Genomic DNA, 15,180 nt, shown 5'->3' with positions numbered 1-15,180 from the left:
TGACGCGTAGGCGTCACAGGGGACTACGGGGGCACACTGGTGATAGCGAGCAAGGAGGCAGCGGATGGGCCGAGAAGACCGGCGGGTCCGCTGCTGCACCGGGACGATGAACTGGCGGTCCTGGACGCGACCATGGCCGAGCTGGCCGAAGGACAACCCGCGGTCATCGCGATCCAGGGCCCCCGTGGCATAGGCAAGAGCTCGCTGCTGCGGGCCGCCCTGGCCCGGGCGCCCCGGCAGAGCGTGGTGCTGCGGGCCCGCTGCCACGAAAGCGAACGGGACTTCCCGTACGGGGTCGTCCGTCAGCTCTTCGACCGGGTGCTGGCCCAGCCGGGGCGGACGGGTACGGCCGGCCTCGAACTGCGGGCCGGTACCCGCGCCGAAGCCAGCGGCGCCGAGGTGCACGAACAGCTCCAGGACCTCTTCCAGGCGGCCCGTTCGCTGTCCGGCGGCAAACCGGTCGTCATCGCCGTCGACGATCTGACGTTCGCCGACCCGGCGTCCCTCGCCTGGCTCTCGTACATCGTGCGCCGCCTGGAGGGACTGCCGCTGGCTCTGGTCTTCACGGTGGACTCCGACGCCCACGACGCCCTGCCGGCCGATTTCGACACGCTCTCCCCCACCCGGCTGCTGCGGCCGGGGCCACTCTGCGACACCTGCGCGGCACGGTGGATGGCACAGCGGTTCGGCGCTCCGCTGGACACCGAACTGGCCTCCGCCTGCCACACCCTCTCGCTCGGCAACCCGCTGGTCCTCAGGGAACTCACCGACCGGCTGCTCGCCGCAGACGTCTCGGCGGGCTCACCGGACCCGGCCGCGGTCCTGGAGATCGGCGCCGCGACACTCTCCGACACCACGGTGGAGTGGCTGCACCGGAGCCGGCCGGCCGCCGTGGAACTGCTCACCAACCTGGCCGTACTCGGCCCCGGCGGGGACATCGAGACCGCCGCCGCCCTCGCCGGCCAGGGCGAGTTCGAGACCGCGCTGGCCGGCGAGGAACTGCGCCGCAGCGGGCTCATCGACCCCGGGCCGCCGCAGCGGTTCCGTCACGAGCTGGTGCGTACGGCGATCCTCTCCCGTATCGAGCCCAGGACCCGCCTCGATCTGCACGCCCGGGCCGCCGCCCTGCTGGTACGTCTCGGCGCCCCGGCCGCGCAGACCGCCGAGCACCTGATGTCGATGGGCGCCACCGGGCAGACCTGGGCGCTGCCCATCCTGCGTACCGCCGCCCGCGAAGCCGCGGCAGCCGGTGACTGGGCCACCGCCGCCCGCTATCTGCGCCGGGCTCTCGCCGAGTCCGCCGATCCGGAGACGGTCCTCGCGGTGACCGGCCAGCTCGGGGCCGTCGAACTCCACCAGGACGTGGCCGCCTGCGCCCGGTACGCGGCCACCGTCGCCGCGTCCGTCGGTCCACCGCCGGCCCGGGCCCGCGCCCTGCTGCCCTTCGCCGATGCCGTACTGACCCTCGACTCCCCCATGGCCGCCCGCTCCTTCGTGGAGGCTGCCGCAGCCCTGGACACCGGTTCCGGTGCCTCGCTGGAACTGCTGCTGCCACTCGGCACGCAGGCCCTGCTGGCCGGGCACCGGGGCACCGCCCGCCGCACCCTGGCAGCCCTGCGCCGGTCCCCGGGCAGGCAGGTCGCGGGCCCGGCCTTCCTCGGCGCGCTGGCCGCGCTGACCGCGGCGGGCGGCCGCTTCCCGCTCCGCGCCCAGCGGCTGGCCGAGCGGTGTGCGGAGGCCACCGCCCCGGCCGGGGCAGGCACCGGGGCGCCCGGCGCGGCCCTGGCGCTCGCCTGGTCCGGCCGGCTGGAGGATGCCGCGGCCCTGGCCGGTCGCGCGGTGCTCACCGCCCGGATCGCCGCGCACCCCGGCGAGCTGGCCCTGACCCTGCTGGTACGAGCCGACATCGCCCACCGCATGGACCGCACGGCAGCCTGCCTGAGCGATGCGCGGGAGGCGCTGCGGCTGGCCGAATCGGTCCGGGCGGCCGGTCTGGCCGCCGCGGCCGCCGCCTGCGCAGCCCGGGCCCTGGTGGTCCGCGGCCAGCACGAGGCGGCCGGCGCCGTACTGGCCCAGGCGCCACCCCCGTCCGGCGCGCACCCGCTGATCCGGGCGCTGTCGCTGCAGGCGAGGGGGGTGGTCGCGGCAGGTCTCGGCGAGCACGAGCAGGCGCTGCAACTGTTCCTGGAGTGCGGCCACCAGCTGGCCGCGCGGGGCATCGCCAACCCGGCCTGCGTGCCGTGGCGTGAGCATGCGGCGCGCGCGTACGAGCAGTTGGGCGAGCCGGGCGCCGCGCGAGCCATCGCGGGTGACGACGTGCCGGGCCACCGCACCGGGCTGCCCGCACCGCGCCCCGCGGCCGGGGCGGCCACCGCCGGGACGGAACCGGGGAGCCTCGCCGGCCCCGGGAGCCCCGTCGCTTCCGGGACTTCGGCCGCTCCGGTCGGCGCGCGACGGGTCGGACTCACGGCGAGCGAACGGCGGGTCACCGACCTGGTGCTCACCGGTCTCAGCAACCTGGAGGTGGCCGAGCGGCTGTTCCTGAGCAAGCGGACGGTGGACACCCACCTGGGCCGTATCTACCGGAAACTCGGCATCCGGGGCAGGCCCGAACTCGGCGAGGCGCTCAAAGAGCTGTGACCGCCGGGGGTACGGCCCACAGGCCGTACCCCCGGCGGTCACAGCGGTCGCGGACCGCGCGTCAGATCTGCAGTGATGCTCCGGCCGCCGCCGCGGCTTCCTCGACGCCACCGCCGGCCTCCGCCGTGCGGTCGTCGATCAGCCAGGCCGCCTCCTCGGCGCCGCCCTTGTCCGGCAGTTCCAGGCAGTAGTTGGGCAGCCCGGTCAGCTCGGCCGCCGCCTCGGGAGGCCAGACCGGCGGGGCGCTCCCGGCCGGCGACAGCCGGACCGCTTCGCCCGGCCCCCGGCACAGCTGCACCAAGGCCGGTGGCCCGAGCCGGGCCTGTCGCGGCACGGTACCGCCCAGCCGTTCGGGACGCACCTGCAGGACCGGGTGGCCGAACGACGACGGCCGACGGTTCCAGGTGCCGTCGGGCAGCGCGTCGGTGTTCACCCCGGCTGCCGACGCGCCATGGAATTCGAGCGGCACCAGATACGGCAGCACCCGACCGAGCGCCCGGTCCACGACGAGGAGCTGACCGGAGACGAACTGCCAGGACCGCTGCGCGAGCGCGACGGCGACGTCGGCCCGGGGCGAATACGGGCTGCCCATCAGCGCGACACTCACCGGCCCCTTGGCCAGCACCACCGCGGGAGCCAGCCAGAACCGCTGGGCGAGCGCGGCGAACGGCGGAACGGGCGGTGGCACGTTCGTCCAGGCCCGGAAGGCCCGGCGCAGCATCGGCGTACCGTCGGCGCCCCGCACCAGGAACTGCGCCGCTCCGCCCGGCCGTTCCTCACCGAACTCGACCAGCAGCCGGTCGGCGCCCCGGGCCTCCGGGACCAGATGCGGCGCGAAGCGGAAGCGCAGGGCGGCCAGGCCGGTGGCAGCCGTGACCGTCACCCCGATCCCGAAGAACTCGGCACACAGCGTCTCCACGCCCGTCGGATTGACGCCCGTCGGTTTCATTGGCCCCCGTCTCCTACTACCGCTGTTCCTGCTGTTGTTGCCGGCCGTGTGCAGCCCGCGGTGCGATGACACCGGGCCGGCGGGTCAGCAGCCGCACGATCGGCTCGGCCGGGTACGGCTCGCTTCCCGGCACCGGGTCGACGGTGTCGATCGTGATGCCGTGCCCGGCCCACTGCCGGACCGGCACCCAGGGACTCGGGTCCCCGCCGCCGTCCCCGCCCGGCGTACGCCGGTTGAGCAGCACGACGCGGCCGGGCCGTCCGGTGGCCCGTAGCGACTGGGCGATGGCCCAGGTCAGCCGGAACGGCACGGGCAGGGCCGGCCACGGTACGTCGGGCGTGGCCGGCCCGGTGGTGAGATCGTCGGGGTCGACGGGCGAGAGATCGACCAGTGCGTCCAACGGGCCCAGATCGGTGGCCAGGTCCGCGAGCAGCCGGGCGATGTCCTCGATGTTGCCCGGCCGGCTGTGAAAGGGCAGAGCGAGCAGTCCCGACGCGGTCAGATCGCGGCACAGGTAGGCGGCGGTGACCGGCTCCGGTGCGCAGATCCCCAAGGTCACACCCTGGTTGCCCAGGCCGGCGGCGACTGCCCGCGCGGTCGGAGTCATCTCACCGGCAAGGAGTACCGTCGGGGAGATCTGTGAGCGAAAGTCCACCGGTCATTACCTCGGGGTTGTCGGCGCACACGCGATCGAGTGCGTCCTCGGGAGCGTCGTCCCAGCGGAAGTCGACGCTGTGCACGGTCGGGGCGTTGGAAACGGAAGTGCGCGCACCGGTGCCGGTGCGGCCGATCAGGCGGCGGGCCGCCGGTACCCGCCTGTCGTGGTGGGTGCTGCCGAGAAGCCCGGCGGAGCCGAAGGCCAGCCCCGTCAACAGGACCGCTGCGGCGCAGCTCAGTGTGGTCAGCAGAACGACGGAGCGGCGCACGGTGGATCTGCTCAGCATGGAAAATCCCCCTGGTTCGTCTTGCACGTCTTCGTCTTGCACGTCGTGGGTCTTGCGGTGCCCGGCGGCGAGATCGAGCCAGGCTGTCCGACGTGGACAAGCGAACACCGAATTCATGGTTCTGCGGGGGTTCTGTGAAGGCCAGGAAGCTGCCTGGCACCAAGCTGCCTGACCTGCCGTGACTTCGCGCGGCCCGGGGTGCCGGGTGATCGGCGACCGGCAACTTCCGTGTGACCCGGCCGATTTCGTACTAGTATCTTCCTGATCGCGGTGACAGGCGGAATGTGGGCCGTCCTGGGGACCGGGTCCGCGTATGGGGGTGCGCTGTGGATCTGCCGGTCGGACTGGATCAGGACAGCCTGGCGGTCTATCGGGCCGTCCTGCTCCATCAGGAACAGGCCGTGCCCGCCCTCGCCAAACACCTGGCGCTGCCGGAGGACCGGGTCCGCGTCGCTGTCGACCGGTTGATCGGGTTGTCGTTGCTGACCCCTTCCTGGGACCAGCCGGGCAACTTCAGGGCGGTGAGCCCGACCCTCGGCCTCGAGGTCCTCATCCAGCAGGAACAGCGCGAACTCGCCGACCGCCAGTGGCGTATCGAACAGAACAGGGCAGCACTCGCCGCCCTGGCAGCCGAGTACACCGCGCAGGGCGAAGCCGGCGGGCTGACCGGTACGGAGCGGCTGGTCGGCATGGACCAGATCCGCACCCGGTTGGAGATGCTCTCCGAGGACTGCCGGTCGGAAGCGCTGGCGATCCACCCCAGCAGCATCCTGTCGGAAGAGGGCACCAAGGCCGCACAGCCCCTCAACCAGCGCGCGTTGGACCGGGGCGTGCGCTTCCGCAGCATCTACCTGGACAGCATCACCAAGGAACGGGCGACCCTGGAGTACGTCCGCTGGGTCAGGGAACGCGGCGGGGAGATCCGTACGGCTCCGTCCCTGCCGATGCGGCTGCTCATCGTGGACAACCGCTGCGTCGTCGTCGGGGAAGGAACCGAGGACGGGCGGCCCACCGCACTGGTGCTCGCCAATCGCACCATGGTGACTGCGATGACCGCCCTCTTCGAGTCGTACTGGAAGCACGCCACCCGCCTGGGCGTCCCCGCCCCGCCGGGCGACGGGGGCCTCACCCCCCAGGAACGCGAACTGATCCGCCTCCTCGCCTCCGGCGCCAAGGACGACGCGATCGCCCGCGCCCTGGGCATCGGTCTGCGCACGGAACGCCGGATGGTCGCCGAACTGTCCGAGCGCATCGGCGCCTCCAGCCGCTTCGAACTGGGCGCGAAGGCAGCACGGGCGGGCTGGCTCTGATCCGGGCCCCCGACCCCGCCCTAGTTCCGGGGATCAGGTCCCGGCCGGTACCCCGGCCCGTGCCGCGACCGTGGCGCCACGCTCCCCGAGGTGCGCGGTAGCGACCCGGGCCGTCTCACGGGCGGAGAGCGCGGCGACGACGGGCGGCAGACAGAGGGCTGCGGCGAAGAGGGCGACGCCCGACCAGTTGTCTCCGCCGGGGCCGGCGATCTGCGAGGCGAAGGCGGCCGCGAAGCCGGCGACGGCGAAGCCGACCTGGGTGCCGATGGCCATTCCCGAGAGCCTGACCCGGGTGGGGAACATCTCGCCGTAGAAGGAGGGCCAGACGCCGTTGGCCGCGCTGTAGATGATGCCGAACGTCAGTATCCCGAGGATCAGCACCAGAGGGTAGCTGCCGGTGGTGATCGCCCACAGGTACAGCGGCATCACCACGGCACTTCCGACGGCGCCGATCAGGAAGACCGGCCGACGTCCGATCCGGTCGGAGAGCCGGGCCCACAGCGGAATCGCGAAGAGGGCCACCAGGTTCGCCAGCGCGCCGACCCACAGCATGCCGGTCCGGCCCATGCCCACGGCGTCGCTGGTCGCGAAGGCCAGGGCCCATACCGTGAACACGGTGCTGACCGTGGCGATCAGGGCCGCTGCGACGACCCGCAGCACATCGCTCCAGTGGTCGCGGAAAAGCACGGCCAGCGGCAGCTTCGCCACCCCCTCGCTGGCTGCCTGCTCCGCGAAGACGGGGGTCTCCTCCAGGGTGCGACGGATGACGTATCCCGTCACGGCGACAGCGGCGCTCAGCCAGAACGGGATGCGCCACCCCCAGGAGAGCAACTGGTCCTCGGGCAGAGCGGCGACCGGGATGAAGACCAGGGTCGCGATCAGCTGGCCCGCCTGGGTGCCGTTGATCGTGAAGCTGGTGAAGTACCCGCGGCGGTCCTGCGGTGCGTGCTCCAGACTCATGGAGTTGGCGCTGGCCTGCTCACCCGCCGCCGAGAAACCCTGCAGGACGCGCAGGAGTACGAGCAGGACGGGGGCGCCGCCGCCGATCGCCGCCCGGCTGGGCAGACAGCCGATGAGGAACGTCGAGAGCCCCATCAGGAGCAGCGTGAAGACCATGATCTTCTTGCGCCCGAGCCGGTCCCCGACATGTCCGAGGAAGAACGCGCCGACCGGGCGGGCCGCGTAGGCGACACCGAAGGTGGCCAGCGACAGCAGCGTCGCGCTCGCCGGATCGGACGCGTCGAAGAAGACCTTGGGAAAGATCAGAGCGGCGGCGCTGCCGTAGATGAAGAAGTCGTAGTACTCCAGGGCGCTGCCGATCCAGGCGGCGAGTGCGGCCTTACGGGGCTGGGCCTGGGGCGGGGGACCGGCGGCAGGGGCGTGAACGGTCACGTCTGACTCCTTCGGGGACGTTCCGTGGGGACGGCCGCCGCTAATTAACGCACTGGATAGTTAATAGCGGGGTGGCTACGGATGTTGCGGGGATCTCGCCTCCACGTCAAGGGGTCGGGTCGAAAACAACACCGGCGGAAGTCGGAGAAGGAGCCGGACCGCGGGTGTGCCGCTCAGGCGCCGCGCTCCGCCGTCAGATAGGCGATGACCATGTCGCCCAGCATGTTCCGGTAGTGCGCACGCTGGTCGGCGGCGACCAGGTCGCGGCCGAAGAGTGCGCCGAAGGTGTGCCGGTTCGCGACCCGGAAGAAGCAGAACGAGCTGATCATCGCGTGCAGGTCCACGGCGTCCACATCCGCCGTGAACGCCCCCGAGGCCCGCCCGGCGTCGAGGATCCGACGCAGCACGTCGATGGCGGGGGAGCCGATCCGGGACAGCTCCTCGGAGGCGGTGATGTGCTCGGCCTCGTGGATGTTCTCGATGCTGACGAGGCGGATGAAATCGGGGTGATCCTCGTGGTGGTCGAAGGTCAGCTCGGCCAGCCGGCGGATCGCGGCGGCGGGGTCGAGGTGCTCGACGTCCAGCCGCTGCTCCGTCTGCCGGATCTCGTTGTACGCGCGTTCCAGGACGGCGGTGAACAGCTGCTCCTTGCCGCCGAAGTAGTAGTAGATCATCCGCTTCGTGGTGCGGGTGCGGGCGGCGATCTCGTCGACCCGCGCCCCGTCGTAGCCGAGCCGGGCGAATTCCCCCGTCGCCACCGCGAGGATCTCGGCCCGGGTGCGGGCCGCGTCGCGAGTGCGTCCGGAGGGGCGCGCGGGCTCTTCGGTGGTGGTCATCCGGATCCTTCACAGGCGGTCGGTCGGGTCTGGTGATTGTAGAAGCCGGCGAGGGACGGGCGACGAAATCGGTCGCGGGGCTTTCCAAGTCCACGCCCGTCCGGTATTACTAACTAACCAGTCCGTACATTGATGGGACGAACGATGCCGAACCACACCGGCACAGCGCCGGGCATCCCGGTGCTTGTACTGAACGGCCCCAACCTCAACCTGCTCGGCCTGCGCGAACCGGCTGTGTACGGCAAGGACACCCTCGCCGACGTCGAGGAGCTGTGCCGGAGCGCTGCGCGCACACACGGGCTGCGTGCCGACTGCCGGCAGAGCAACCACGAGGGCGGGCTCATCGACGCCGTGCACGAGGCCCGTACCGCGCACCGCGGCATCGTGATCAACCCGGCGGGCTACAGCCACACCTCCGTCGCACTGCGTGACGCGCTCGCCGCCGTCGAGCTGCCGGTGGTCGAAGTACACCTGTCGAACATCCACCGGCGGGAGGCCTTCCGGCACCACAGCTACGTCTCGGCGGTCGCCGACACCGTCATCTGCGGGGCCGGCGCCCATGGATACGCCGTGGCTCTCGACCATCTCGCCCAGCTCGTGAAGGAGACCCGGTGAGCCCCGACTCGTACCTCGTCGGCCTGGTGGGCTCCGGCATCGGCCCCTCGCTCAGCCCCTCACTCCATGAGCGCGAGGCGGACCGGCAGGGACTGCGCTACCTCTACCGCCTCATCGACATCGAGGCACTCGGCGTTCCGCCGGAGAAGACCGGTGAGCTCGTCCGCGCGGCGGGTGATCTCGGGTACGACGGACTCAACATCACCCACCCCTGCAAGCAGCAGGTACTCGCCCACCTCGACGAGCTGTCCCCGCAGGCCGCGGCGCTCGGCGCGGTGAACACGGTGGTATTCCGGCGGGGCCGGGCGATCGGCCACAACACCGATGTCACCGGCTTCGCCGCTTCCTTCGCCCGCGGTCTGCCCGAAGCGCCGCTCGACAGGGTCCTGCAGATCGGCGCGGGCGGGGCCGGAACCGCCGTCGCCCACGCACTGCTCACGCTCGGAGCCGGCTGCCTGACCCTGGTCGATGCCGAGCCGGCCCGCGCGGTGGCGCTCGCGGACTCCCTGAACCGGCACTTCGGCGCCGGACGCGCCGTCGCGGCCGGTGTTCCCGCGCTCGCCGCGGAGCTGGCCCGCGCCGACGGCCTCGTCCATGCCACCCCCGTCGGAATGGCCGCCCACCCCGGACTGCCGCTGCCCGCCGATCTGCTGCACCCGCGGCTGTGGGTCGCCGAGGTGGTCTACCGACCGCTGGAAACCGAGCTGGTGCGCACCGCCCGCGTGCTGGGCTGCGCCACCCTGGACGGCGGAGGCATGGCCGTCTTCCAGGCGGCCGAGGCGTTCCGACTGTTCACCGGCAGGGAACCCGACACCGCGCACATGCTCGCCGACATCGCCGATCTCACGGCAACCCACTGAGAAGGCTGTTGCTTCTGAGAAAGCTGTTGCTTCTGAGAAAGCCGGAGCCGGCCAAGCCGTCAGGAGAACCGAAATGCGCACCTCCATCGCCACCGTCTCGCTCAGTGGACCGCTCACCGAGAAGCTCACCGCGGCGGCGCGGGCCGGCTTCGACGGCGTCGAGATCTTCGAGAACGACCTCATCGGCTGCCCGCTCGGCCCCGAGGAGATACGGGACCGAACGGCCGACCTCGGCCTGACGATCGACCTGTATCAGCCGATGCGCGACATCGAGGCCGTGTCGCCGGACGAGTTCGCCGGCAACCTGCGGCGCGCCGAACACAAGTTCCGGCTGATGCGGCGGCTCGGCGCCGACACCGTGCTGGTCTGCTCGAGCGTCTCGCCGCACGCCGTGGACGATGACGCGCTGGCCGCCGCACAGCTGCGCCAACTCGCCGGACTCGCCCAGGGCTTCGGCATCCGGGTCGCCTACGAGGCGCTCGCCTGGGGGCGTCACGTCAGTACCTACGACCACGCGTGGCGCATCGTCGAAGCGGCGGACCACCCGGCTCTCGGGGTCTGCCTGGACAGCTTCCACATCCTGGCCCGGGGTTCCGACCCCGCCGGCATCGCGGCGATCCCCGGCGACAAGATCTTCTTCGTACAGCTCGCCGACGCCCCGCTGATGGCCCTGGACGTACTGCAGTGGAGCCGCCACTACCGGTGCTTCCCGGGCCAGGGCGACCTCGACGTGACCGCGCTGGTCCGCGCGGTGGTGCGGGCCGGCTACCGCGGCCCGCTCTCACTGGAGGTCTTCAACGACGTCTTCCGCCAGGCCGACGCCGGGCGCACCGCCACCGACGCCCAGCGCTCCCTCGCCGTACTCCAGGAGTCCGCAGGTCTGACCACGCCCCCGGCGCCGGTACTGCCCACCGGGTTCGCGTTCGCCGAGATCGCGACCGCGGACACCGAGCGGGTCGCCCCGCTGCTCACCGCGCTCGGCTTCTCCCGTACGGCCCGGCACCCGGGAAAACCGGTGGACCTCTGGGAACAGGGGGAGGCCCGCATCCTGCTCAACACCGACACGGACGGCCACCGCCCCGACCCCTGGCTCACCGCCATCGGTCTGGAGAGCCCCGACCCGGCGGCAGCCGCGTCCCGCGCCGAAGCCCTGCTCGCCCCGGTGCTGCCCAGGCGGCGCGCACCCGGGGACGCGCCCTTGGACGCGGTGGCCGCACCCGACGGCACGGAGTTCTTCTTCTGCGCCACCGACCGCCCCGGCCACCCGAGCTGGACCGGCGACTTCCCGCCCGCCCCGCACCGGCCGGGCGGCGACGGCATCGGCATCCGGCGCATCGATCACGTGGCGCTGACCCAGCCCTGGCACCACTTCGACGAGGCGGCCCTCTTCCACCGCAGCGTGCTCGGCCTCCAGCCGCACGCCAGCGTCGACCTGGCCGACCCGTACGGCCTGCTGCGCAGCCGCGCCGCCAGCAACCCCGAAGGCACCGTCCGTATCGCACTCGGCGTGGGCCCGTCCCCCACGGACGATCCCGCCCGCCCCCAGCACCTGGCCTTCGCGACCGACGACGTCGTCACCGCGGCCCGCCGCGCCCGCGCCGCGGGCCTGCCGATGCTGCAGGTCCCTGCGAACTACTACGACGACCTGGCGGCACGCCACGCGTTCGCCCCGGGCGAGCTGGAGACGTACCGCGAGCTCGGCATCCTCTACGACCGCGACGAGAAGGGGGAGTTCCGGCACTGCTACACCGAGACGATCGGCCGTCTCTTCTTCGAACTCGTCGAACGCCTCAACGGCTACGACGGCTACGGCGCCCAGAACGCCCCCGTTCGTCTCACGGCTCAGCGGACGTGACGCCTGGGGATGCGCGCCGCCGGAACGGCCCGCGACGCGCCGGTGTCCGGCAGGGTCGATCACCCTGCCGGACACCGTGAGCACAGATCGGACGGGAGATCAGCAGGCGCCGAGGTCCTGCCAGACACCCCACTCACCGGTGGTGCCCGGGGTCTCCCCGGTCGTCCACCACTTGGCCTTCCAGGTGTGGCCGCCGTACGAGACGGTGTTGCCGCCCACGTAGACCGCCGACTTGTTCCACTGCGCCGCGGTGCAGGCGGTGGCGCCGCCGGTCACGGTCAGCGTGTAGGTGGCCGCGTGGCTGGTGGAGCCCGCCGTGCCGGTCACCCGCAGGGTGTACGTGCCGGAGACGGCGGACGAGGTGGTGGAGACCGACAGGGTCGCGTTGCCGCCGGCGCTGACCGATCCGGGGCTCACCGAGGCGGTGACACCGGCGGGGGCGCCGCTCACCGCCAGGCCGACCGACTGGGCCGATCCCGCGGTGACGGCGGTGTGCACCGATGAGGTGGCGGAGCTGCCGGCCGCGACGGTGGCCGAGGCGGGGGACAGCGACACCGAGAAGTCGTTGGTGGGTGGCGGCGGGGTGGTGGTGCCGCTGGTGAACGGCTCGAAGGTGTGGCTGAACTGCCAGGTGCTCTGGTTGATCCCGGAGCAGGAATCCGAGGCTCCCTGGCCGGGGCAGCTGCCGTTGTCCCGCTGCAGCGCCCAGATGGACAGGGTGTTGATGCCCTTGTTGACAGCCCAGTTGTAGACGGCGGTGGCGTTGTCGGTGGTGAAGGTCTCGGCAGCACCGAAGTCATCGATACCCGGCATCTCGGTGACGCCGATCATGCCCCACAGTTGCGCGTCCGTCTTCGACGGGTACAGCGCCGCCAACTGGTCGTGCAGGCCCTGCGCGGCGGTCTGGGTGTCGTTGGCCATGTTGTGCGCGGCGTTGTCGTAGTAGTCGAACGTCATGAGGTTCGCGACGTCGATCCTGGCGCCGTTGGAGACCGCGTTCTTCAGTACGGCCAGACCGCTGGCGGCCAGTCCGTGCGTGGTGGTGGGCAGCGTGTAGGAGAACTGGACGGTGCGCCCGTTCGCGGCTGCCCAGTCCTGGACCTGCTTGACGGCCTTGTTGCGCCGGTCGATGCCCGCGGAGTTGGTGAGGGAGTTGTCCTCGGTGTCGAGGTCGATCCGGGTGATGTCGTAGGTGCTGATGACGCTCTCGTACGCGGCGGCTATCCGGCTGACGTCGGTGCAGCTGTCGGCTATCTCGGTGCCGGTGTTGTCGGCGGTGTAGCCGCCGAACGAGGCGATGACGTCACCGCCGCCCGCCTTGATGGTGGTGATGTCGCTGCCGAAACTGGCGGCCGAGATGGGCATGCTGCTGTCGCCGTTCCAGTACGGCGTGCAGGAACCCTTGGTCGCCGCCTGGATGAACGCCATCGTCAGGTACTTGTTGCCGGACTGCTGGGCCAGGGCAGCCGGGCTGTCCCCGGTCCAGGCTTCGAAGTACGGGGCGTACACGTGCGCCGGCATCGGCGCCGCCGCCTGGGCGGCGCCACCGCCGACGGTGACGAGCCCGGCCGCGGCGGCGGCCGTGACGAAGGCGGTGAGAAGAGAACGGATCGGTCTCATGCAATCTCCAGAGAAGAGAAGACCAGAGGGGGGTGGGGGCCCGCGACGCCCGGCCGGGGTGGGACGGCGGGGATGGATGGTCCCCGGCCGGGCATCGCGGGAGTTACGGAGTGATCAGCAGGCGCCGAGGTCCTGCCAGACCCCCCATTCACCCGTGGTGCCGGGCTCCTCGTTGGTGGTCCACCACTTGGCCTTCCAGCTGTGGCCCTTCCAGGAGACCTGGTTGCCGCCGACGTAGGTCGCGGACGCGCTCCAGGACGGCAGGGTGCAGGCGCCGGGCGGCGGGGTGGTCGGCGGTGGCGTGGTGGGCGGCGGTGTCGTCGGGGGCGGCGTGGTGGGCGGCGGGGTGGTGGGCGGCGTGGTCGGAGGCGCCGAGCAGGAGGACGCGGAACCGTTCGTCGCGGACACGATCTTGTTGAAGAGGGTGGCGGCGGGGTCGAGGTCGAGCAGCGAGTACATCATCGAGCCGGCCAGACCGTGGCAGTGCGCGTAGTCCGCCTTGGCCTGGATGCCCTTGTCGCCGAGGCCGGTCCAGAACTCCGTACCGTTGTAGAAGTAGTTGGACTGGGTGGCCGCGTCGTAGAACGTGGTGGACGGGTTGGCGACGATGCCGGTCAGTTCCTTGTAGTACGCGGTGCCCGCGACCTGACTGATGCCGCGCGCCTGCGCCGGTCCGGTGGCCGACCGGTACAGGCCGTGGCTGCTGCCCGCCGAAACCCCGGTCCAGCCGCGGTAGTACAGGGGGTAGCCCATGGTGATCTTGTTGGCTGGGAAGCCGCCGGGTATGCCGTAGGCCGGGTCACCGGTGGTCCACGCCTTGATGGCGTTGTCGGTGGAGTACTTCTCGGTTCCCGGTGTTATCGGCGTCGACGGGTCGTCGGGCGACACGTACGTCGGGTCCTGGTGGTTGGTCGGACCGGTCGCGTCCCAGGCGCCGTGCATGTCGTACGTCATGATGTTCGCGTAGTCGAGGTACTGGCCGAGCTTGTCGGTCTCGAGGTGCGCGATCTTGTCCTGGCCGGCCGGCAGGGCCGCGGTGAGCAGCATCTTCCTGCCGCCGTTGGCCGCGCCGTAGGCGTCCAGCTCGGTGCGGAACTCGGCCATCAGCTTGGTGTAGTTGGCCTTGTCGTCGGCGCTGTAGTGGTTGCCCGTATGTCCGTTGGGGGAACCGGGGTACTCCCAGTCGATGTCGAAGCCGTCGAAGATGCCGGCCGCGGTGCCGGCGCCGCCGTAACCGCCCTGGACCGGCAGGTTGCCCTTGATGAACATGTCGATGCAGGAGCTGACGAGCTTCTTGCGGCTGGCGTCGGTCGCGGCCGCGTCGGAGAAGAACTTGGAGTACGTCCAGCCGCCGATCGACGCGACGATCTTCAGCTTGGGGTACTTCGCCTTCAGCTTCTTCAACTGGTTGAAGTTGCCGACGATCGGCTGGTTCCAGGTGTCGCCGACCCCGTCCACGCTGATGTCGGCGCCGAACGACTTCTGGTAGTCCGCGAAGGCGTCGCCCGCGCCGTCACCGGCATTGGGGTCGCTCTCGTTCGTCGAGTCGGACGCCTTGTTCGCCTCGAAGCAGGTGTGGGTCGTCGGGTCGATGTTCTCGAACGAGTAGTTGAGGACATCCAGCTTGCCGGCGATCCCCTCGGTGTCGAGGTTCTTCGGGTAGAACGCGTTGCCGTACACGCTCCACTGGTCGTAGTACGCGATCTTGACGCCGCCGCTGCTCGCGGCGGCGGCCGCCGGTTCGGCGGCGGACGCGGTATCCGCCTGGGCGCTGTTGACACCGGCGGCGAGTGCGGTGAGCACTCCGGCGGCCAGCGCCGCGCTCGTGGCGGCCGCCACGAGCGTTCTCTTTCTGGACCTCACGCGAACCTCCAGATGGGGGATGTGGCACACCGTCATTCGCAGCGCGGATGCCAATGGGATACCGAGGTCCGGAGGGGCGCGTCAATAGTCTGGACTAATTGAGGACTAGACCAATTTCGGCGTGACTGGCGTTGTCATGGTCCTGACGCTGGGCGATTTGGACTAGACCAATTGTCAACCATGTGGGGGTGGTGGGAGCCCGTGGTGGGGCATCGGCGCCCCGAGGGGTGGCCGGCCGGCTGGGGGTCCGGGTGTCGTAAAGCCACCCCCGGGGCCGGGCCAGCACTCCGCCGGGT

Annotated in this window: 12 protein-coding genes; 5 read left to right on the top strand and 7 right to left on the bottom strand. The window is 71.3% G+C overall.

Features of this window, described 5'->3' with window-relative positions; translation table 11 throughout:
• Positions 1–39: 39 nt before the first annotated feature.
• Positions 40–2,640: an AAA family ATPase gene (locus AB0M87_RS05520; protein WP_365850357.1), complete on the top strand. Its 2,601-nt coding sequence runs from the start codon at positions 40–42 to the stop codon at positions 2,638–2,640.
• A gap of 61 nt (positions 2,641–2,701) precedes the next feature.
• Here the strand turns inward: AB0M87_RS05520 and AB0M87_RS05515 are convergent, their stop codons facing one another.
• Genes AB0M87_RS05515 through AB0M87_RS05505 form a run of 3 tightly spaced genes read right to left on the bottom strand, consistent with a single transcriptional unit; the run spans position 2,702 to position 4,533 of the window.
• Complete coding sequence (locus AB0M87_RS05515; protein ID WP_365850356.1) at positions 2,702–3,589, bottom strand: hypothetical protein; 888 nt, start codon at positions 3,587–3,589, stop codon at positions 2,702–2,704.
• Between the two features lie 16 nt (positions 3,590–3,605).
• Entirely contained in the window at positions 3,606–4,196 is a 591-nt protein-coding gene (locus tag AB0M87_RS05510) for a hypothetical protein (RefSeq protein WP_365850355.1), read from the bottom strand.
• 1 nt (position 4,197) lies between these two features.
• Positions 4,198–4,533 (bottom strand): hypothetical protein, encoded by a 336-nt coding sequence (locus AB0M87_RS05505; RefSeq protein ID WP_365850354.1) that lies wholly within the window; start codon positions 4,531–4,533, stop codon positions 4,198–4,200.
• Positions 4,534–4,859: 326 nt separating this feature from the next.
• On the opposite strand from AB0M87_RS05505, the gene AB0M87_RS05500 reads away from it, so the two are divergent.
• Complete coding sequence (locus tag AB0M87_RS05500) at positions 4,860–5,843, top strand: LuxR family transcriptional regulator (RefSeq protein ID WP_365850351.1); 984 nt, start codon at positions 4,860–4,862, stop codon at positions 5,841–5,843.
• A 33-nt stretch (positions 5,844–5,876) separates the two neighbouring features.
• On the opposite strand, the gene AB0M87_RS05495 is transcribed toward AB0M87_RS05500, so the two are convergent.
• Together AB0M87_RS05495 and AB0M87_RS05490 are read right to left on the bottom strand one after the other, a co-directional pair.
• A complete protein-coding gene (locus AB0M87_RS05495; RefSeq protein WP_365850349.1) occupies positions 5,877–7,235 on the bottom strand; it encodes an MFS transporter in 1,359 nt (452 codons plus the stop codon).
• A gap of 173 nt (positions 7,236–7,408) precedes the next feature.
• Complete coding sequence (locus AB0M87_RS05490) at positions 7,409–8,071, bottom strand: TetR/AcrR family transcriptional regulator (protein WP_365850348.1); 663 nt, start codon at positions 8,069–8,071, stop codon at positions 7,409–7,411.
• 144 nt (positions 8,072–8,215) lie between these two features.
• Between AB0M87_RS05490 and aroQ the strand changes: the two genes are divergently transcribed.
• The 3 genes from aroQ to AB0M87_RS05475 all read left to right on the top strand — a co-directional run bounded on the left by aroQ (position 8,216) and on the right by AB0M87_RS05475 (position 11,401).
• A complete protein-coding gene (gene aroQ, locus AB0M87_RS05485; protein WP_365850346.1) occupies positions 8,216–8,686 on the top strand; it encodes a type II 3-dehydroquinate dehydratase in 471 nt (156 codons plus the stop codon).
• Positions 8,683–9,546 (top strand): shikimate dehydrogenase, encoded by an 864-nt coding sequence (locus AB0M87_RS05480; protein WP_365850345.1) that lies wholly within the window; start codon positions 8,683–8,685, stop codon positions 9,544–9,546. Before aroQ ends, AB0M87_RS05480 begins: the two co-directional genes overlap by 4 nt.
• Before the next feature lie 73 nt (positions 9,547–9,619).
• Positions 9,620–11,401, top strand: a complete 1,782-nt coding sequence (locus tag AB0M87_RS05475; RefSeq protein ID WP_365850344.1) for a TIM barrel protein — start codon at positions 9,620–9,622, stop codon at positions 11,399–11,401.
• A 99-nt stretch (positions 11,402–11,500) separates the two neighbouring features.
• On the opposite strand, the gene AB0M87_RS05470 is transcribed toward AB0M87_RS05475, so the two are convergent.
• The gene (locus tag AB0M87_RS05470) at positions 11,501–13,021 is read right to left on the bottom strand and encodes a chitinase (RefSeq protein ID WP_365850343.1); all 1,521 of its coding nucleotides are present in this window, start codon (positions 13,019–13,021) and stop codon (positions 11,501–11,503) included.
• A 114-nt stretch (positions 13,022–13,135) separates the two neighbouring features.
• Complete coding sequence (locus AB0M87_RS05465) at positions 13,136–14,920, bottom strand: glycosyl hydrolase family 18 protein (RefSeq protein ID WP_365850953.1); 1,785 nt, start codon at positions 14,918–14,920, stop codon at positions 13,136–13,138.
• Between the last annotated feature and the right edge of the window lie 260 nt (positions 14,921–15,180).

The organism is Streptomyces sp. NPDC051320 (assembly GCF_040682175.1).
GTDB lineage: Bacteria > Actinomycetota > Actinomycetes > Streptomycetales > Streptomycetaceae > Streptomyces.
The sequence above is the reverse complement of the archived record's forward strand: the minus strand, read 5'-3'. Positions and strand labels throughout refer to the sequence as shown.